Source organism: Clostridium sp. LBM24168 (genome assembly GCF_052953915.1).
Map to the genome: position 1 here is coordinate 1417459 of NZ_CP196861.1, position 20748 is coordinate 1438206.

The window sequence follows — 20748 nt, forward strand, 5'->3', positions numbered from 1 at the left end:
ATCACCTCAGCTGCGTAAACTTTCCATATATTTTTTTATGTAATTAGATATAATATCTACTACTTGATCTATTGAAAGGTCAGATGAATCTATTTCTATTGCATCACAAGCTTTTTTTAAAGGTGCTTCCTTTCTATTAGAATCAATTTGATCTCTTTTTAGTATATCATTTAATATCCTATTATATTCTATTGATGAATCTTTTTTGATTAGTTCATAATATCTTCTTTTAGCTCTAGCTTCTGGGCTTGCTGTCAGGAAAAATTTTAATGGAGCGGATTTAAGAACTACTGTACCTATATCTCTTCCATCCATAACTACATTATATTTATTCGACATATTTTGCTGAATAGATACAAGCAAATCTCTAACCTCTTTAATAGCTGCATAATCAGATACATGTCTAGTTATATATAAATTCCTTATTTCATCTTCTACATCTTCTCCATTTACTATAATTCTATTGTTTTCAAAGCACATATCCATAGATTTAATTAAATTACATATTCTATTTGTATCTTTACAATTAATATCTGATCTCAGGCACACAAGCGTGACAGCTCTATACATTGAACCTGTATTTATATATATAAAGCCAAATTTTTTAGCTATCATATTTGCTATGGTACTTTTGCCCGCAGCCGCTGGTCCATCTATTGCTACAGATACATTCAAACTTTATTTCTCTCCTCTCAAGTTAGGAAATATACTTACATCCTATATATATTCTATAAAAAAAAATAAAATCCTCTATTTTATGACATTATTCATTCAATAAATCTTTTCTTAATTTTTTCGCACCCTTCAGGTATACAAATTTGTTTTTATCCTTTTTTAAATCCGCTAAAATAAGGAATCTTATACAGAGAGGAATATATCCATTCAAGTTTTTATCAACTTCCATCTCATTGAAATGCATTATGGATACATGATTTAATTTAAAATATTCTCTTATAAATTTTCCAGGATAGGCCTTATTTATATCTTTTGTACAAGAAATTTCTATTGAGAGTATATCATTAAAATCAATATTATTCAATTTTATAATTTCAGAAAATAATTCAATTGAAGCATTTTTTATTTCAAGTTCGGTGTTTTCACTTATAGTAGTTGCTCCTCTTAATGCTATCATATTTTTTTTACCCCATTTCCTGCACTAAACCCTGTAGATAGTGCAATTTGTATATTAAAGCCTCCAGTATATCCATCTACATCTATAATTTCACCTGCAAAATATAAATTGTCAATCAACTTCGAACACATATTTGAAGGATTTATCTCCCTTATATCTATTCCACCAGAAGTAACAATTGCTTCTTCTATTGGTCTTAGTTTTTTTATATGCATAGTAAAATTTTGTATTATATACACTAATTTTCGTCTTTCATTCCTTGTTATAGAATTTATCTTTTTATCAGGATCTATTTTACATAAATCTATAATAGTTGATATTATTTTTTTTGGAAGAAGTCCATCTAAAGAATTCTTGAAATTTTTATTTGAAAATTTAGTAAAATCCCTTTGTACTCTAGTATCCAATTCTTCAAAAGAAAGTGCTGGTTTTAAATTTATAATTGCCTTTAATTTATTTTTATTCAAGTTTGATGATACTATTCTGCTTCCACTTAGTACTATAGGACCGGATATACCAAAATGGGTAAACAACATCTCTCCAAACTCGCTATATAATACTTTATCATTTGAACTTTTTATATCTAATCTTACATTTTTTAAGGATAATCCTTGAATATTCTTTACCCAACTTTCTTCAATTTCTATAGGTACAAGAGATGGTCTCAATTCAGTTATATTATGCCCCAATGATTTTGCCATATTATAACCATCTCCAGTAGAACCGGTTTGGGGATATGATTTTCCACCAGTTGCCAATATAAAATAGTCACCAGTTATAATAGATCCATCTAAAAGCTGTACCGAATCAATATGGTTAGCATAACATAAAAACTTTTTGACAGCTGAATTTAAAAGTATTTCCACTTTATCATCTTTTAACTTCCTTTCCATAGCTCTTATTATGTCAGAAGATTTATCCGAAAGAGGAAATACTCTGTCTCCGCGTTCTATTTTTAATTTTACATTTAATCTATTGAAAAAATTCATAGTATCCTGATTAGTAAATTTATATAGTGAACTATATAAAAAATCAGCATTTCCTGGAATATAATCAAAAAATTCACTTATATCTTTAGCATTAGTTACATTACATCTTCCTTTACCTGATATGTACATTTTCTTACCAAGCTTTTCATTTTTTTCTATTAATAAAACATTATTATTTTTAGAGGCAGCTAAAGCAGCCATCATTCCAGCAGGTCCTCCGCCAATTACTATCACTTTCGGCATAAATAAACCATTCCTAACTCTGATCTTTAAATGAATAAACTTGATATTCCTGCCATATATTTTCAAGATCAGAAAATGTAGAAGATATTTTTTCTTTTTCTCTAAGACCAACTGAAATTATAAGTGCATTTATTACACTTAACGGAGCAACAAGAGAATCTACGAAAGAAGCCATATTGCTTTGGGCAATTAAAGTATAATCTGCTCCAGCTGCAAGTGGTGAAAGTAAGCTATCAGTTATAGCTACAACTTCCGCTCCCCTGCTCTTTGCAAATGTCAGTGCTTCTATAGTTCTTACAGCATATCTCGGAAATCCTATACCTATTACAAGGTCTTCAGATTTTAAATTTATCATCTGTTCAAATATATCACTTATACCATAACCAACTACTTTTACATTATCTAATATAAGATTCAAATAAAATCCTAAAAAGTCTGCAATTGCAGTGGAACTTCTAAGTCCTATTATATATATTTTTTTAGCACTAAATATACTATTTATGACATCATCAAAAGTTTTATGGTTTATTTTTTCAAGAGTAGCACGTATATTTTCCATATCAGCTTTTAATACACCTTTTAACGGATTTTCTTGACTTACTATATCATTTGAAAGCTCAATTCTTTGTACTGTAGTTAACTTATTTTTTATTAATTCTTGAAGAGCTTTTTGTAGTTTAGGATATCCTGAAAATCCAAGTTCATTGGCAAATCTTACTACAGTAGATTCACTGACACCTACACTAATACCTAATTTTGCAGCTGTCATAAAAGCAGCTTTGTCATAATGTTTTAATATGTATTCTGCTATTAATTTCTGGCCTTTACTCAATCGTGGAAATTTAGTCTGTATAATTTTCATTAGATCCTGTTTATTTACATCCTCCATAATTCTTTCATCCCTTTCCATGTAATTGATTTTATGCAACTTTTATTTCATTTTAACATCTATTGAACTTATTATCAACTTGTCTTTCATTTTTGTTTACATTTTTTTAATTTACATAATAATTATTACGTTAATTAAAATTAAATAAAAATAATAAACGCAACTATATATGGCCTATTTTTATTCACTTCTTTTATTTGAAAACTTTTCTATTGCAATTATTAACTCATGTTCTATATCAAAATTTGGGATTTGAACATTTTCTTCAAATCCATCCATTTCTACACCATCAAAACTGTACAATTTAACCAATAACTTCCTCAAAGTTTCTATTTCTTCTTTAGTAAAATTTTTAAAAATATCAGCCATGAAATCAATAGTGCCATCTTTCCCACATTTAATCATGACATCCATTCCTAAATCAGTCACACACACATTTACAGATCTCTTGTCTTTTTTACTAGGTATTATAGATACAAAATCCTTTTTTTCAAGACTTTTAACTAATTGGGTTATGTTTTGTTTTGTTGTACCTAACTTCTTAGCAATATTAATAAGCGTAGTTTCATCTTTATGTAAATGAAGTACTGAGAGCATTGTCATATATTGCCTAGAGGTTAATGGCTCAAAATATTGATCACCTGCAATTTGTAGTTTATTTGAAACTGAAAGAAGGCTTGAATATGCCTGCTGCATAATATGTAATAAATAAATTTCTTTACTATAATCCATGCTAAAAATCTCCTTCATAAAATTCAATTGTCCTTTTCCATGATCTAAGCTGTCCTTCTGCATTACCTTCTATAGTTCCACCTGAAGAAAATACTCCTTCCATCATATTCATGGATAAGGTTTCACTTATCGGAATAATATATGGGACTGGCATCGGATGACCCATTTTATCACATGCTAGTAATTCTACATTGTATTTATAGTTGTTCTTTTTTAGATTATCTAGTATTTCTAAACACCCATCATAACTATTCCATATATTATCTTCTTTTCCTGCAATCATAAGAATATCTGATTCAGAATTTTCTACTTTTATTCTTGCTTCTTCTTTATTTGCTGCTTTTTCAATACTTTTTTTATAGGTACTAGCAAATCCAAATGGAATACCCTTTTCTATAGCTTTCTTTTGATCTTCAAAAAAAATATTATTATCAACTTCTATATATGGAATTGACTTTTCTTTATATGACCATGATGAAACATTATTTCCACTCATCATTCCATTAAGTGCTTGAAAACAATAAGCATGGGGTTCTACTGCAACAACTTTTTTAATTTGTTTGTATCTTAAAGCAAGTAAAAGTGCTAATTCTCCACCTTTTGATGTTCCATGTAGAAATATCTCTTTGGAACTCGCAATTTCATTATTTTTAATCCATTCAAATATATTTTCAAAATATTCTAGTGGAATTTTTTCTAATTTGTCTGGTAATCCTTCTGAATCAAAAAATGGAACTATAAGAACATTAAATCCCGTAGATGCAAGTGGTGCTGCTAACAGAGCTAATGCTCTTACATCTCCACTTGATCCGCCTACCATCAAAACTGTTTTATTATTAGGTTTTTCTTTATAAAATAACTGTCCACTAAACTTTTCTTCACATATATTCTTTATAATAACATCTTCTGTTTTAAACAATCTCTTTAAATTAATTTTCTTTTTTTCATCATAAGATTCAAATAGCATATTCATAATCATTGGTTCATCAATAGATATATTTTCTGCAATGTTTTTGCCTTCAGTTCTAGACTTTTTCAATGAATAAATTAATCCCATACTATTATTAGCTTCATACGTACCTTCCAGAGGTTTAGCTAAATCTAAATCCACTTCACCTTTTCCATTAGAAATAAATACTCCATAAGATGAATATTCTTCTCCTTTACACCATGGTAATTCCATTTTCAGGCTAATTTTTAGTTTACTATTTGGAGTTAGTCCCAAAACTTTGATTTTTATTTTTTCAACCACAAGTGCTTCTGTATTAGATATTTCTATTTCCATAATTACATTCTCCTTATAATATTATTTTATATTTTAAATAAAGAGCTCTATTTTATTAAGTAACTTACCAAGTGTATTAAAGTTTTGACAATGTATTGACTACTTTATTATATCAATGTAAATTAATATAGTCAATACATTGTCATTTTTTATATTATTAAATTAAACAAATTACGTAATTAACAAATAAAATATGTTTTAAGAGAGTATATCCTATTGAAACTCTTAATAGGGGTAGAAGGAGCAACCGTGTTATCAAGTGCAAAGTAACTTGTAAATAATGGTATGTATAGATTTACAAAAATATTTGATCAAAATAACACTTATAAATGGCTTAGATTCCTAAAATAAATTTGGAGTTTTTACAATAAAGCCTAATCAAATTACATTTAATAAAAAAACTGTCATATTAATTTTTACAACAAAGATTGATTATTATATAACAATAAATTTTTCTTCCAATATGACTAATGCCAAGGTAAACGGTAAACCATGTGTACTTACATAAATATAGCCGCCATTTATGGCGGCATAAAAAATTATTGCTTCTGTTTTTTTGCATTCAAATGGAAGTTTTTCGGACCATGGAAGAAGGTCGTCAAGAAAATCAAGATTGGTATCTTCCATATGCTTCGGGATTTCTGTAAGAAGCAATTCAAAGTAATTATATGGTTTTAAATTATTTGATTTTGCTGTTTCTGCAATACTATAAATAATGGCGCTGGCTTTAGCTCCGTCAATTGTATCAATAAGATGCCAGTTGTGCTTTCCAATGCAAAAGCCGCGAATGCTGCCTTCGGCTGCATTATTATCAGCAGGGACATATCCATCTTCTAGAAACACTTTTAGATATTTTTCCTGGTTAAGGCAGTAGGTAAAGCCTTTACCCGTTTCTGATTTTGGCAGAACAGCATTTTGATGTTGTTTTACCCACGCAAAGAAAGCTTCTACCAGTGGTTTTACAGTCAACTGTCTTTGCTTTTGACGTTCATCCGGCGGGAGCTCACTTAATAAACCTTCTACTTTATAAATAGCGGCTATCTGTTTCAATGAGTTATACGCAAGTGTTCCTTTGGCTTTTTCTTTTCCAAGAGCCTTTACAACATTTGCGAAATGGCGCCTTGCATGACTCCAGCAGCCTGCTATTTTCAAGTCTTCACGTTCTTTCTCTAAACTATGATAAACCTGATATCCATCAGTAACAACTATGCCGGAGTAATTTTTTAAGAATTCACGCGGATGGCTGGCATTACGTGTCTTCTGGTACTCATACAGCACAATTGGAGCTGCATTGTGAATTTTTCCTGTACGGTACACCCACATATAGCTCTTAGCACCAGCAGCACGTCCATCTTTGCTTACGCAAACTGGAGTTTCATCAGCTTGCAGTACATGGCCGTTGTATATTTCTTTATGGAGCCGATCATAAAGAAGCCAAAGATATCTATCAGCACACTGAATTGTCCAGTTAGCCATGACCTGTCTGCTAAGAATCACATCATTTCTTGAAAATTCCTGTTCCAGACGATACAAAGGTATGGCATTGACATATTTGCTGTTCATTATAGCAGCTTCCAATGAAGGCGTAACAATACTATTACGCAGAAGATCGGCCGGCCTTTTACCGCGAATAATAGTCTGGTTGTCACTTCCTGCATAAACTGCCACATGGTGTTCCTCTACTTCGAATTTTGCAGGGTGAAAGGCAAGTCTTTTATAAACTTCATCAGGAAGACGTCTCCATTTATCTCCCAGACGTTTCGAAAGTTCTTCTTCCGGTAATTCGTGGCTGATGACTATGACAGGAAGTTCCCTTAAATCTTCATCACGTTTGCCTTTTGCTTTCTTACGTTTATACGGTTTTGGGCAGACTTCTTCTATTTCAGGTTCCACAACAAATTTATTGACAATAGTAACTTCAGCTTCATTGAAGCACATTTCCAATTGACCATCATAAACCATCTTCTCTGAGGAACAGCCAAACTGCTTATGTTTAGAAATCTTTAGCTGTTCCAAAATCAAGTTCATATTTTGATTTACCTGTTCCAGTTGAATTTTCTGTTCAGCACAAGTCAGTGAAAGATCTTCTGTTATTTGCTGCATGGCCATGAAAAGAGAAATAATTGCTTCTTTATCATATTTAATTAATTCTGCTTCTGTATATTTTTTATCCATATGCTCAAGATACCATATCCAGAAGACGGAAACAATAGGGAAAATGTAATTTCTAAAAATTGTGGAAAACTCTTCAAAATAAAGTCTTTGCTGTGGATAAATAGCTTATAAAACTCTGGAGGGTGTGATGACTTTAATGGCTTTCTTTTGCTCAATTGAAAGCCCCTCCATCAACCAGTTATACTGCTGATATGAAATGGATCTTACTTCCTCTTCATTACGCGGCCACTGAAATTTACCTGTTTCGAGACGCTTATATAGAAGAAGGAATCCATCACTTTCCCATAGAAGTCCTTTGATACAGTCTGTCTTTCTTCCACAGAACAAAAATAGAATGCCAGTCTTGAATGGATCAAGTTTAAATTGCTGCTGTACTATGCCGGCAAGCCCATCGATGCCCTTTCTCAAATCACTATAGCCGCAGGCAATATAGATTTTTTCAAAACCAGATGCATCATTTAACATCCCACATCACCTTTAAAACTTTGGAAAGCAGCTCTTATGAAACAGTATTAGAAAGTTCTAGCACGTTATTTCTGATGTGGATAATCATATCTGTCTTAAAGGAAAATGTGCTTTTTGAAGAATCACCAGGAGCCTGGAGCTGTACAAAGTTTGGCTGACTTGGGGATTCAGTTTTTTTCAGAGTTTCAGATACTTTTTCTCTGACACGGCGCTGCCAATAGTAGAACTGTTTTTCATTAACATTGTTTTGAAGGCACCAAGCCCTAACAGTCATGTCACTGCTGCGGCATTCACGTATAATAGGTGTCCATTGTATTAAACGCATTTCATGAGTAATTTTATCCATTACTACCTCCCAAAAACTAGCTTAGTTACTTTGAAAAACTTGTAGTTTTTTTAAGCCTGAATTAATTATCTCAGAAATGCAAATCAATTACGAGGTACGTATGATTCACCGTTTACATGCCAAGTTACCATTAGTCATATTAAATCGAATATTTCTCACAATTTCAATTACATCTTGACATTCAAATTTTAACTTGAATCCATTCCTTAGTTTCCAGTATATCTGAATATTCTTTTTCCATTATCAAATCTATCATCTTAGATTTTAGTAATCTTATTGTAATAAATTATAGTAATCTCATTGATTTTTAACTCATATTATTTCTTTCTTCGTTAAATATGTAGCTATTTAATTTTAAAAGTTGAACTAAAATATCTTCTCCACTATTAAAACCATAAGACTTGATAACTAAATTATCTAATCTTTTATGTATGTCCTTTAAAATATTTTTTCAAGATTTATCATAAACTCTATATAAGAATATTCACCATCCACCTAAACATACTATTCTCACTGATGACGAATTTAGAGAAGTTGACAAAACATTGTCTTCAAGCAAGGTATGCGAGTTTAAATTCTAGTAATTGGACAGGATGCCTTGTAACTCTATTTATTATAAGTACAAATTTAATAAAACTATAGCATTAGGTACTGCGTATAACATTACTCATCATTTAAACTATTCTAAAACCCGTCCAAAGAAAACAGATAAGAGAGTAAATAAAGAACTATTAGAAGATTTTAGAGCTAGCCTTGATGATTTACTTGAAGCCAAAACTGAAGATACTGTAATTCTCTATGAAGATGAAGCCATTATTACCTCTGATCCAACAACTACTGCTATTTGTTATTGTAAATTATATAGCTTGATGACTACGTCACATTACCCCTATATGTAAGTAGTTAATAATTGTTAATTGTACTAGGTATTGATCTCTTATATTATTTCAAAAAGTTTTATAAATAGTATCCAAAATAGTATGAAATATTATACACGGGAATAGTGACTTAGTTTTAAAATAGATCTTACCTAAAATATATCCCATTAAAAATTGTATTGAACAAAGAGAGGCTGATATAGTATAATCAAATTGAACTTGTTTATTAGCCAAAATGTGAGTTATTCCAAATATTAATGCCTGTAATATATTGATTTTCCAATCTTCTATTTTTAAAGCTAATAAACCAGAAATTAATATTCCTCTAAAAACGAGTTCTTCATAAAAAGCAGGGTAGATTGCTGTCTTTAAAACATTTTTTATTAAGGTTAATGGTTTCATATAGTAAATAACCTTTAATGTAGTTTTATTCCACGTATTTGGTATTAAATTTTGAGGAATAAACCAACAAATAAACATAATTGCAATCATGAGTAACATTGAAAAATTAATATTCCAATTAAAACTTTTTAAGTTTATACCCCATAAACTACCAACAGAGAATGGTAAAAATAATAATATAATGATTATAAGACCCATAAACGTTGGTATGGTACATATAAATTTATTAAATATAGTTACACAAATAATAGTACTATACATTATTATCCATAACCATAACGATTTTTTGTTTGCATATATATTTTTTTTATAAGATGAATCAAATAATTTTAAATTTATTGTAATAAGAGGTAAATATAAACTTGTACATAATCCAATTAAATTTAATATTGATTCTTTATTAAAATAAAAATTATTATAATTGCTTATTTTAATAAAAACATACCAATATATTAATATTGCTAAAGTTAGGATAATAATTATTATTAGATTTTTTTTAGTCAATTTACTCATTAAATTACTCCTTATTAATTAATAATATTTATTTAAAATTATTTACGAAATAAAATTTTATATATGATTCGATAAATAAAAGTTAACCTTTATAAAGAACTTTCTAGAATAGTCTAGTGAGTGAATTCTACCCAATATTAATTTGATATCTAAAATAGTTCATATTTTTTAAGCAGTTATAAAAAAATTTTAATAGAAAAATCATCAATAAATCAGTTTTTATTCGAACTTGAAATTTTCTTATATTTTTCTAAGTATGTGTACAATGTATTGAGTAACTTATAAAAACGTCTATCCAAAAAGGATTATAAAAGAACAATAACTAATATTGTTCTTTTGAGTTTTGCCAATTGCCATAGAACTCCTTTGATAAATTCTTAAGTCAGGGTATTTAGAATAGAAAAGGCATTGGAAAGTTTGTTGTGTGTATGGTTTACAAATGCTTATTCTTCAAGATATCTATATTTTTAGCCTATGCTAATACTATTTCTAAAAAGACCAATCCCTCGTCAAAAGATAAAAATCCTATTTAATAGACGATATTCCAAAAATAAACATGTGTGTAAACTTACATTTACTGCTCAATGTAAGAGAATGCTAAGGATTCTTTTAACAAAGGTTTATTAATTTGCTGAAAGAACATTAAAAAATATAATATTTAAAGGATTTATGAATGTGCTTAAAACAACATTCCTACCTATTGAGACTATTTTTGAAACAATGAAATGTACCTAAAGTTTAGTGGGGGTGCCGCCAACATTTCCGACAAGACCCACGCTAATACATAAAATGAATAAGAAAATCAATTTATATCCACTTTTAGACAACCCTAACCCAATATAAGTACCATAAAGGTTACATACAATTTATTTTGATACTTTGTTTTTGATAATAGTTTTTTCACTTAAAAATACTTATAAATAACTATTATCAATATTTCAATAAAATGTTAAAAATCAATATTTATGGAATTAATTTGCTTGAATTGGAATTTGTCGATTTTGTTGACTGCACTCTTAGTATAAATATATATTGTAAAAAATTATATTAAATGTTTTCACTCATAGTAGGAGATTTAATTTTTATAATTTCATAAGCTATACTTAATATATTATCTTCGTGTGTTACAAATATTATAATTTTATGTCTTTTTATGTTAACTAAGACTTCCTTAAGAGAGCCTACTGTATTTTTATCAAGAGCAGAAGTTGGCTCGTCTAATATAATAACGTTAGAATTTTTAATAAATGTTCTTATCAATGATATTTTTTGTTTTTCACCTCCTGATATATTATTTGATTTTTCATTTACCATTTCATCAAATTTTTTAGATTGATTATCTATAAAATAATAAATATTCAAAATTTTACACCTAGGTTCTTGTTCAGTTACAGCTATGTTTTCTTTTCTTAAACTATACATATCTATATCTTTTATATTCTTTCCATTATAATATACATCCCCAGAATAATTATATAATAACCCTGTAATTATGTTTATTAGTGTACTTTTTCCACATCCATTTTCACCAACAATACAGTAAATCTTTCCTAGCCCAAAATTACAATTAAATTTATGAAAAATTTAAATTGGAAACTTGAATATGTGTAATTTGTTTCAGATGCTGCCTACCATTAATTTCCTGATTGGTATAAAGAATTTCTGTTATTCTATTATAACATACTAAAGCATCCTGGTATGATTTCCCAAGGTTGATAAAATAGGCAGTAGTTGATAAAAGTATTCCAAAATATGCGCTTATTATTGTAAAATCCCCTATGGTTAATCTATTATGTAATATCTCATAACTTCCATATAAATATAATAGTAGAGTTGCAATTTTACTTATAGTTAAATTAATGTTTGAAAATAAATATGATATTTTTCTATATTTCATAGCATATTTAAATAATGAAATAAATTTATCGTTTAATTCATTTCCCAGTAATTCAAACCAAGAATTCATTTTTATGTCACCGTATCATCAGTCCACTTTCTTTCATCTATAAAATATTTAATTAAATTTTTAGTGTCATAAATATTGGTTCTATCTACATTCACTCGTATTGGTATATTTATTAATTCCTTACAATTATTTATATTGTTAGTTATTAAGTTAAAACTATTTTGACCATTTTTGAGTTTTCTTCTATTATTATGGATATTACCTAAACCATCTATTGTTATTTGTGCAAAATTAATGTAGCATTCTTCTTTAAGCATTTTAGCAGTGTTATAATCCAAGAGAGAACCGTTAGTTACTATACTTGCAGAATAACGTATTCCATTATCGTTAGTTAATTTTATAAATTTTCTAGATAAATTTAATATTAAGTCTTTTTCTAAGAGTGGTTCCCCGCCATACCATGTAGTATGAAAGGATTTTATATTACTGTGAATAATATTTTTTTCAATATAATTTATTAATCCGTTTTGTACATCTTCACTCATTCTTTTATTACTTTTTTCTTCATAACAATACGGACATTCCATATTGCAATTTATGGTCGGTGCAATAGTTAACCCAAAATTTTGTGTATTATATCTTTGCATATCCCCAGCTATCTTCAACCTTTTATATTCATCTATGTCTTTATCAACTAAAAAGCCGTGTTCTTTCATTAACGGACCGAATATTGCCAGAGATTGAACAGTGGCAGCAGCGTCCATTGTCTACAGTTTATCCAATTGTTTTCATAGATGCGGTACATTTTTCCGTTAGAGATAATAGTATGGTAAAAAAGCTTGCTGCCTATATAATCATGGGAATAAAAGATGTGCTTTCCATAAATATAGGTGAGAACGAGAGCAGTAAATACTGGCTTGGTGTTCTAAATGAGCTTAAGAACAGAGGAGTTAAAGATATCCTTATACTTTGTGCAGATGGTTTTTCTGGCATAAAAGAATCTATAAATGCATCCTTTCCGGACACAGAATATCAGAGATGCATCGTACATCAGATAAGAAATACGCTTAAATATGTATCTTATAAACACAAGAAAAATTTTGCAAAGGATCTTAAGAGTATATATCAGGCTCCATCCGAGGAAACTGCCCATAAAAATCTGGAGATTGTAACTGAGAAATGGAATTATAAATATCTAGGAGCTATGCGAAGCTGGCTTAAAAATTGGGATGCCATAACCCCTATATCCAAATTCTCACCAGAAGTCAGAAAAGTAATATATACAACAAATGCCATAGAAAGTCTTAATAGCACATATCGCAGGTTAAACAGTCAAAGAAGCGTATTCCCAAGTGATACTGCACTTCTCAATGCACTTTATCTTGCAACATTTAAAGCAACTAAAAAATGGACGTCAGTTCTAAGAAACTGGGGTAAAGTTTATGGTGAACTATCCATAATGTATGATGGCAGACTTCCCGAATAAAACTCTTATAAAAATAACGCCTTTTTTCTCAGGCGTTATTGACATACTCATTTTTAAATTATATCTTGAAACTAAGACAGAAATAATCTTTACACAGCTGTCTTTCTAAAATATCATAGAAAGCTAATTTACAGAAAAAATTTCACACTCGGGGGTGCGGACATTTTCTTGGACCAGCTAAGCTGCAAATCCAAGGTTTTGTCTGTACTCCTTAGGGCTCATATTTCCTAATGATACTTTTATCCGTTTTTCATTATACCATATCAGATAGGCATTAAGTGTGTCTATGAATTCTTCAATGCTTACACCTGCCCAATCCTGAGTATAAAACATCTCGTTTTTCAATCGTCCAAATAAACCTTCGCAAGCGGAGTTATCCGGAGAACATCCTTTCTTTGACATTGATCTCGTCAATCCTGCTTTATCCATTCTTTCAATCCATCCAGGCCATCTGTAATGGCAGCCTCTATCAGAATGAACTATTGGATGCTCATCATTTTTTAATAGAGCAATAGAACTATCAAGCATAGTGTTTACCAAATTTGAATCTGGACTAGTGCTGATTGTCCAACATGGCAATAATCCATCAAAGCAATCAACTATTAGAGACAGATATACTTTTCCAGAAGGAATAGCAAACTCTGTTATATCAGTAAGCCACTTTTGATTTGGCTTATCCGCCTGAAAATTTCTTTCTATAACATTTGAAACAGCTGGTGTTATTTCTCCTTTATAAGATCTGTATTTTCGCTTCTTTCGAACTCCCACTACCAGATTTTCTTGCTTCATTATTCGTCTAACAACTTTTTCTGAAATTGCACAGCCTTCTTTTGCTAACATACCATAAATACGACGGTAACCATAGCACCCTTTGTTTTCTGTGAATATTTTGCTTATATGGTTACGTAATTGGGCATATTTATCTGGTTTAGATAAGATGTTTTCTTGGTAATAATAACAACTCTTTGCAAGATTTAGTTCTTTCAGCAATAGTGGCAGTGAATACTTATTCTTTAGGGCATCAACTATCACTGCCTTTTCTCGATTTTTGAGAGCTGTCTGGTCGACGCCGGGATCTTTTTTTAATACATTTATTGTTTCCTTCAAAATATCTATTTCAAGCTGCATATCAAGCATTTGAGCCTTTAATTCTTCAACTTTAGCGTTGGATGCAACTGAACCTTCTTCTAAAGTTTCTGGCTGGATATTTTTATCATTCATCAATGCAATCGTACCTTTCCGAAGATACTTTTTCCGCCAAGCATAAATGCTAGCCCTAGTATAACCAATATCTTCTGATACTGATTTTATACTTTCTCCCAATTCAAAGCAACGATGTAATGCATCCATTTTTACTTCAACGGGTGGATTTCGTGGATGAGTTTTAGTATTGGTGAGTTCAAGTATCTTTCTTTGTTTTTTAGGCTTGCACTCATTACGAATCCAGTCGTATAAAATTCTCCTTTCAGGATACCCTAATATCCGCACAGTTTTTGTTACAGATCCCAATTGATGATATAGTTTCAATGCAATATTAACTTTTTCTTGAGAATACATTTTTCAAAAGCTCCTTTCGGAACTCTAAGGGAGTCCAACTTTATGTCCGCACCCCCCTCTCAATAAAATAATAGATTAAAAAAATGGGTATTAATATATTACCCATTTTTTTAATCTAAAATATGGTCTATTTCGTTTTTGCTTAAATATCTCCATTCTCCAGATTTTAAATTTCCAAGTTTTAAATCTCCTATTTCAGTTCTTTTAAGTGATATAACTGGATGTCCTATTTTTTCACACATTTTTCTTATCTGTCTATTTTTACCCTCATGTATTTTTATCTTAACTTGAGATGTATACTTATTACTTTCAATTATCTTTAAATACGCCTTACTGGTTACATACCCATCTATATCAATTCCATTACAAAATTTATTCATATCATTTTTATCCGGAATTCCCCTTACCACTGCAATATAAACTTTACTTTTTTGAAATTTTGGATGTATTATTTTATTAAATGCATCACCATCATTCGTTAATATGAGTAATCCAGAAGTATTATAATCAAGTCTACCTATAGGGTATATTCTTTCATCAACTTTTACAATATCAAGTACTGTTTTCCTATTTCTCTCATCTTTTACAGTACATAAACATCCTTCAGGCTTATTTAATGCAATATATATCTTTTTTGATACGATATCTATCTTTCTGCCATCCAATTCAATTATATCTCTTTCAGTATCAATTTTAGTTCCTAACTTATTTACAATATTTCCATTTATTTTAACTCTGTTATTCCGTATAAAATCCTCACATTTCCTTCTAGAAGCAATACCACAGTATGCCATATATTTCTGCAATCTCTCTATCATAAATTATCATTCTACTTCCTGAATACCTATTTGTCTTATATGTTTCGTATGACTCCATTCTTTATTATTCTTGTCCAATATGCCTTGTATTGTAATTGGTATCCATGTTAAAGTATATATTCCATATAATAGATACCATATAAATAACTTTATAGATCTCTTCTTTCCTGTAATTCCTATTCCCAATACAAATATCAGTAAATAAACTGCATTTCCAAATAACATCTGTGAAAATGTAGGTGATACAAATATATAGGATAGTATTATTATATTTAAAGAATAAAGTGTAAACACGTAAAACATTTTTTTAGATAATTTTCTTTCTAATAACATTATAAACGGCGTAAATAAAAATTGAAAAATGCTAAATAATTTCCACAGCATTCTTGTAAATCCATTTTCTGTAAATAAATAATTCACTACAAATATATTAGATCCATGATTATTCTGAATTAGTGTTAAAATTGCTGCAATACCCATTAGTAATGTTATAAAGGGCTGTACTGTATAAAATGCACAATCCAGAGCTGTAAGACTTCTATCCCTTACTGCCTTTTTAAATAACCTAAAGAAAAATCTTGAAGATACATCTGTAAAACCTTGCATCCATCTTTTTCTCTGATTCCAAGATTGTTTTAAGGTTAAAGGCTTCTCATCATACACTATAGCATTGTGTGCCCAGCCTACTTTGTATCCATTCAACACAAGTTTACATGTAAATTCAAGATCTTCAGTAAGGCAGGTTACTCCCCAACCCAATTCCTTGAGTATTGAAGTATCTACACAAAATCCAGTTCCACCTATCTGATTTGAAAGACCAAGATTTGCTCTTGCAAGTTGAAATAATCTATTTACTGTCCAAAATGATATGGAATATGACTCAGTTATCCATGAATCATCTGGATTCTTGCTATCTATGTAGCCTTGAACTACCTTATACCCTTCCATCATTTTATAGTTCATTTCATTCAAAAAATTTCTTGATACCAAATTATCTGCATCGAAAATAGCTACAGCATCATAAAATTTGTCCATCTTAAATATTTTATTGAACATCCACTCAAGTGCATAACCTTTTCCTCTTTTATCTGGTACATTTCTCTCGTATACATTTACATTATATTCTCTTGCAATAGCTGCAGTCTTATCACTACAATTATCTGCAATAACGAATATATCATACATATCTTTGGGATACTCAATGTCCTTTAAACTTTCTATTATCTTTCCAATAACCATTTCCTCATCATGAGCTGCTACTAAAAGTGCAAATCTCTTTTCAGGATTACAATATTTTGCTCCATCATCTTTTTTCTTATAAAGACCAAACAAAGAAAGCACAAAATAATACATTGTAATTAAAACAACAGCTATTTGAAAGATAAATGTAAAATTGAAAACAAATTCTTTCATCATAAAATCCTTCCCCTTATGTTTTTCTATCTAAATCTTAACCTAGATAACCTACTTTTATAAGTTATTCTACACTGCTATCTAATTTATTATATCACTCTACATTAGTTTATTTTAGCTTTGTACAAAATTATTTTATATTTATTCATTCTTTACTTTTTATAATACTAATTTAACCTTTTATTTATAATATTATAAGCTACAATAATAAAAAATATCAATCTTTGTGGTATTATAATATAGTAATTTAATATTCACATTTATAAAGGAGCTGAAGATTCGTAAATGAAACAGCATTCACTTTCACGGACTGAATTATTGATTGGAACAAAAGCTATAGAAATTTTAAAAGAAAGTACTGTTGTTATATTTGGCCTTGGTGGAGTAGGAAGTTATTCCCTTGAAGCTATTGCAAGATCAGGTATTGGAAATATTGTAATAGTTGATGACGATACAATCTGTTTAACTAATATAAACAGGCAGATACAGGCTAATTTCAATACTATAGGAAAGCCCAAGGTTCAAGTTTTAAAAAACAGGGTCTTAGATATAAACCCAAATTGTAATATAACAGCATATCAAACTTTCGTAAAAGAAAACAATATATCCGATATCATACCAGAAAATGCAGACTATGTAATAGATGCAGTTGACACGGTATCGTCCAAAATATCATTGATATTATGGTGTAAAAAAAATAACATAGATATAATAAGCTGTATGGGTACAGGAAACAAGCTAGATCCTACAAAATTCAAAATAGATGACATATACAATACTAGAATATGTCCACTAGCTAAAGTTATGAGACATGAACTTAGAAAAAGAGGAATAAAGAACTTAAAAGTATTATATTCTGAAGAAATTCCACGAAAGCCAAAAATAGATGAAATTGTAACTTGCAAAGAAGGCTGTGTGTGCGTTGGTGGATCAAGAAAATGCCTTGCAAAACGCCAAATTCCTTCAAGTATATCTTTTGTTCCACCTGTAGCTGGCATGATAATAGGTGGTGAAGTAATAAAATCAATAATTAATAAAAAAGATGGCTCAATTGTTATATAGTTATGTTTTTTTATTGTTTTTCCATAAGTATTACAGAAGCAAATATACTCGTTATAATTACTCCAACTATTGTCTCTATCATAACTATTATACGAACTACAGTTGAATTTGGAAGTATGTCTCCGTATCCAAGAGTTGTTATAGTAACTGCACTAAAATAAATAAAATTCCATATTGGATATTTAAAATTTCCACTTGATACTTCTCTCAATACAAGTGGGCTTTCATCTGGAAAGCAAATTGAATTTTTTATAATCTCTTGAAAATAGAAGTTTATCGGATATAAATAATTTTTATCATCAAAATACTCCTTCTTTATTATGTCATAATTATCAACCCATAAATACATTGTTTGTATCTTTTTAAAATTATTTATAGAATCCTCCTTATAACTAGAAAATTTATCTTCATTTTCATCATTGAGCTTATAAAAATTTACTTTTAATTTATAGCTGTGAAATCCACCGTTTAATTTACTTTCACCCATATTAACTATATTCATATGGGTGATTCCCCTACTCATAATTAATAAACAATAATAATTTGACCAGTTTTCTCCAAGTACTCTATCAAATACAAAAGTAGATTTGTCATAGGTTGAATTATTTAAGATATTCAATTTTACTATATGTCTTTTATACTCTTTAGATATGATCAGCTTTTTTATACTATCATTAAGTTCTCTATTATAAAATTTTATATTCATCTTTTTTTTAAACATATTTACTTTTGTATCTAAATTTATATCATTTTGAAATATAAAAAATTCTCCTCTTGAATGGTTAGCTATATCCCAATATATAATTCCAAAGAATATCAATACGAAAATATATATAAAAAATATCCAATATACAAAACTTTGTTTTACAGTCCACTTCATATATACCTCGAATTCACATAATTTTATTTCTATATAGAATTTTATTATTATGCTTTTAATAGTATTCTTAAATAATCATAAAAAACAGGATATATGGCAATAACTAATATTATTTCCTTGATCCTGTTTTTTATAAAACATTATTTCATTTTCCATTTGCTACCCTGTTTTGAATCAATTATTTCTATACCTAATGAACTAAGTATATCTCTTATCTTGTCCGCTCTGCTCCAGTTCTTGTTTGCACGTGCCTCATCTCTTTCAATGACAAGTGCCTCTATTTTATTTTTATTCACAATATCCATATTTTTAGATACCAACCTATCAGGATTTAAAAGTTCAAGAGAAAGAACACTGTCAAAGCTCTCTATTAATATCATCTTTTCATTATTTGAAAGTTCCTCTGCTTTTATTACATCATAAAGCACTGTAATAGCATTTGGTATATTCAGATCATCTCCAATTTGTTCCAAAAATTCCTTTTTATAACTTAAAATTTTATCTTCATGTATCTGTGAAGTATCATTTTTCGATATAGAAGCTATATACGAAATTTTATCTTTTAACTTTTTATAAGCAATATGAGCATCTTTTAGAGCATCAAAACTAAATAAAAGTTGCTTTCTATACCTGGACTGCAAGCAAAGATATCTATAATCCATACCAGAAAATCCTTTTTCCTCAATACTTGAAACCGTTAAAAAATTTCCTTTTGATTTAGACATTTTACCATTATCTAATACAAGAAATTCTCCATGCATCCAATAATTTACCCATTTATGTCCAAGTATTCCTTCTGATTGTGCTATTTCATTTGTATGATGAACTGGAATATGATCTACTCCACCGCAATGAATATCTATTCTGTCTCCAAGGTATTTCATCGACATAGTAGAACATTCCACATGCCATCCTGGGAAGCCTCTTCCCCATGGTGAATTCCACTGCATTATTTGATTTTTAAATTTGGAATTTGTAAACCACAATACAAAATCTAAAGGATTTCTTTTATTTTCATCTACTGCTACCCTGCTTCCAGCCTCTAACTCTTCTATGCTTAGATTAGCAAGTTTATTATAATCTTTAAATTTATCAATTGAATAATATACATTTCCATTTGACAAATAAGTATATCCTTTTTTTTCTAGGATCTCAATCATGTGAATCATATCCGTGATGTGATCAGTTGCCCGACAAACTATATCAGGCCTTTTTATATTAAGCTTTCTGCAATCTTCAAAAAAAGCATCTTCATAAAACCTGGCAATTTCCCATACTGTTTTATTTTCACGTTTTGCTCCAACTTGCATTTTATCTTCACCCGTATCTGCATCAGATTCTAGATGTCCTACATCAGTTATATTCATCACATGTTTAACCTTAAATTCAAAATAATTTAAAGACTTTTTTAATATATCTTCAAATATATAGGTCCTAAGATTACCTATATGTGCATAATTATAAACTGTAGGACCACAGGTATATAATCTGACTTTCCCATCTTCTACAGGAATAAATTTTTCTTTTTTTCTTGTCATAGTATTGTAAATGTAAAAATCCATGTTATCTCCCCTTAA

Annotated in this window: 20 protein-coding genes and 1 pseudogene; 3 read left to right on the forward strand and 18 right to left on the reverse strand. The window is 29.4% G+C overall.

Annotation, left to right across the window (positions count from 1 at the left end):
• Positions 1-6: 6 nt before the first annotated feature.
• From cmk to tnpA, 9 genes are all read right to left on the reverse strand, one after another.
• Entirely contained in the window at positions 7-675 is a 669-nt protein-coding gene (cmk, locus tag ACSVC9_RS07060; protein WP_446899636.1) for a (d)CMP kinase, read from the reverse strand.
• 88 nt (positions 676-763) lie between these two features.
• Complete coding sequence (gene aroH / locus ACSVC9_RS07065) at positions 764-1132, reverse strand: chorismate mutase (RefSeq protein WP_446899637.1); 369 nt, start codon at positions 1130-1132, stop codon at positions 764-766.
• Entirely contained in the window at positions 1129-2364 is a 1236-nt protein-coding gene (locus ACSVC9_RS07070) for an NAD(P)/FAD-dependent oxidoreductase (protein ID WP_446899638.1), read from the reverse strand. Before ACSVC9_RS07070 ends, aroH begins: the two co-directional genes overlap by 4 nt.
• 13 nt (positions 2365-2377) lie before the next feature.
• Positions 2378-3253: a MurR/RpiR family transcriptional regulator gene (locus ACSVC9_RS07075; protein ID WP_446899639.1), complete on the reverse strand. Its 876-nt coding sequence runs from the start codon at positions 3251-3253 to the stop codon at positions 2378-2380.
• Between the two features lie 180 nt (positions 3254-3433).
• Positions 3434-3985: a MarR family winged helix-turn-helix transcriptional regulator gene (locus ACSVC9_RS07080; protein ID WP_446899640.1), complete on the reverse strand. Its 552-nt coding sequence runs from the start codon at positions 3983-3985 to the stop codon at positions 3434-3436.
• A gap of 1 nt (position 3986) precedes the next feature.
• A complete protein-coding gene (locus ACSVC9_RS07085; protein ID WP_446899641.1) occupies positions 3987-5270 on the reverse strand; it encodes an acyl-CoA thioesterase/bile acid-CoA:amino acid N-acyltransferase family protein in 1284 nt (427 codons plus the stop codon).
• 435 nt (positions 5271-5705) lie between these two features.
• Positions 5706-7445 (reverse strand): IS66 family transposase, encoded by a 1740-nt coding sequence (gene tnpC / locus ACSVC9_RS07090; RefSeq protein ID WP_446899642.1) that lies wholly within the window; start codon positions 7443-7445, stop codon positions 5706-5708.
• Positions 7446-7550: 105 nt separating this feature from the next.
• Positions 7551-7910 carry an IS66 family insertion sequence element accessory protein TnpB gene (tnpB, locus tag ACSVC9_RS07095; RefSeq protein ID WP_446899643.1) on the reverse strand — a complete coding sequence of 120 codons (360 nt, stop codon included), beginning with the start codon at positions 7908-7910 and terminating at the stop codon, positions 7551-7553.
• A gap of 34 nt (positions 7911-7944) precedes the next feature.
• The gene (gene tnpA, locus ACSVC9_RS07100) at positions 7945-8256 is read right to left on the reverse strand and encodes an IS66 family insertion sequence element accessory protein TnpA (RefSeq protein ID WP_446899644.1); all 312 of its coding nucleotides are present in this window, start codon (positions 8254-8256) and stop codon (positions 7945-7947) included.
• Positions 8257-8840: 584 nt separating this feature from the next.
• Between tnpA and ACSVC9_RS07105 the strand changes: the two genes are divergently transcribed.
• The gene (locus ACSVC9_RS07105; RefSeq protein ID WP_446899645.1) at positions 8841-9155 is read left to right on the forward strand and encodes a hypothetical protein; all 315 of its coding nucleotides are present in this window, start codon (positions 8841-8843) and stop codon (positions 9153-9155) included.
• A 48-nt stretch (positions 9156-9203) separates the two neighbouring features.
• On the opposite strand, the gene ACSVC9_RS07110 is transcribed toward ACSVC9_RS07105, so the two are convergent.
• The 4 genes from ACSVC9_RS07110 to ACSVC9_RS07125 form a co-directional block, all read right to left on the reverse strand.
• Positions 9204-10049, reverse strand: coding sequence for a CPBP family intramembrane glutamic endopeptidase (locus ACSVC9_RS07110; RefSeq protein ID WP_446899646.1), 846 nt, complete (start codon positions 10047-10049; stop codon positions 9204-9206).
• Positions 10050-11096: 1047 nt separating this feature from the next.
• Entirely contained in the window at positions 11097-11633 is a 537-nt protein-coding gene (locus tag ACSVC9_RS07115; protein WP_446899819.1) for an ATP-binding cassette domain-containing protein, read from the reverse strand.
• Positions 11623-12015 carry a hypothetical protein gene (locus tag ACSVC9_RS07120; protein ID WP_446899647.1) on the reverse strand — a complete coding sequence of 131 codons (393 nt, stop codon included), beginning with the start codon at positions 12013-12015 and terminating at the stop codon, positions 11623-11625. The genes ACSVC9_RS07115 and ACSVC9_RS07120 overlap by 11 nt, the downstream gene beginning before the upstream one ends.
• Before the next feature lie 2 nt (positions 12016-12017).
• Positions 12018-12719 (reverse strand): radical SAM protein, encoded by a 702-nt coding sequence (locus ACSVC9_RS07125; protein WP_446899648.1) that lies wholly within the window; start codon positions 12717-12719, stop codon positions 12018-12020.
• Between ACSVC9_RS07125 and ACSVC9_RS07130 the strand changes: the two are divergent.
• Positions 12662-13441 (forward strand): annotated as a pseudogene (locus tag ACSVC9_RS07130) (IS256 family transposase); the annotation flags it as partial. The gene ACSVC9_RS07125 and the pseudogene ACSVC9_RS07130 sit on opposite strands and share 58 nt — an antisense overlap.
• A gap of 177 nt (positions 13442-13618) precedes the next feature.
• Here ACSVC9_RS07130 and ACSVC9_RS07135 read toward each other — a convergent pair.
• The 3 genes from ACSVC9_RS07135 to ACSVC9_RS07145 form a co-directional block, all read right to left on the reverse strand.
• Positions 13619-14950 carry an IS3 family transposase gene (locus ACSVC9_RS07135; RefSeq protein WP_446899649.1) on the reverse strand — a complete coding sequence of 444 codons (1332 nt, stop codon included), beginning with the start codon at positions 14948-14950 and terminating at the stop codon, positions 13619-13621.
• Between the two features lie 158 nt (positions 14951-15108).
• Complete coding sequence (locus ACSVC9_RS07140) at positions 15109-15816, reverse strand: pseudouridine synthase (RefSeq protein ID WP_446899650.1); 708 nt, start codon at positions 15814-15816, stop codon at positions 15109-15111.
• Positions 15817-15822: 6 nt separating this feature from the next.
• Positions 15823-17229: a glycosyltransferase family 2 protein gene (locus ACSVC9_RS07145; RefSeq protein WP_446899820.1), complete on the reverse strand. Its 1407-nt coding sequence runs from the start codon at positions 17227-17229 to the stop codon at positions 15823-15825.
• 285 nt (positions 17230-17514) lie between these two features.
• Here ACSVC9_RS07145 and ACSVC9_RS07150 point away from each other — a divergent pair, with 285 nt between their 5' ends.
• A complete protein-coding gene (locus ACSVC9_RS07150) occupies positions 17515-18291 on the forward strand; it encodes a tRNA threonylcarbamoyladenosine dehydratase (protein WP_446899651.1) in 777 nt (258 codons plus the stop codon).
• Positions 18292-18301: 10 nt separating this feature from the next.
• Here ACSVC9_RS07150 and ACSVC9_RS07155 read toward each other — a convergent pair whose 3' ends face one another.
• Positions 18302-19171 carry a potassium channel family protein gene (locus tag ACSVC9_RS07155; protein WP_446899652.1) on the reverse strand — a complete coding sequence of 290 codons (870 nt, stop codon included), beginning with the start codon at positions 19169-19171 and terminating at the stop codon, positions 18302-18304.
• 140 nt (positions 19172-19311) lie between these two features.
• Positions 19312-20733 (reverse strand): cysteine--tRNA ligase, encoded by a 1422-nt coding sequence (cysS, locus tag ACSVC9_RS07160; RefSeq protein ID WP_446899653.1) that lies wholly within the window; start codon positions 20731-20733, stop codon positions 19312-19314.
• Positions 20734-20748: the final 15 nt, after the last annotated feature.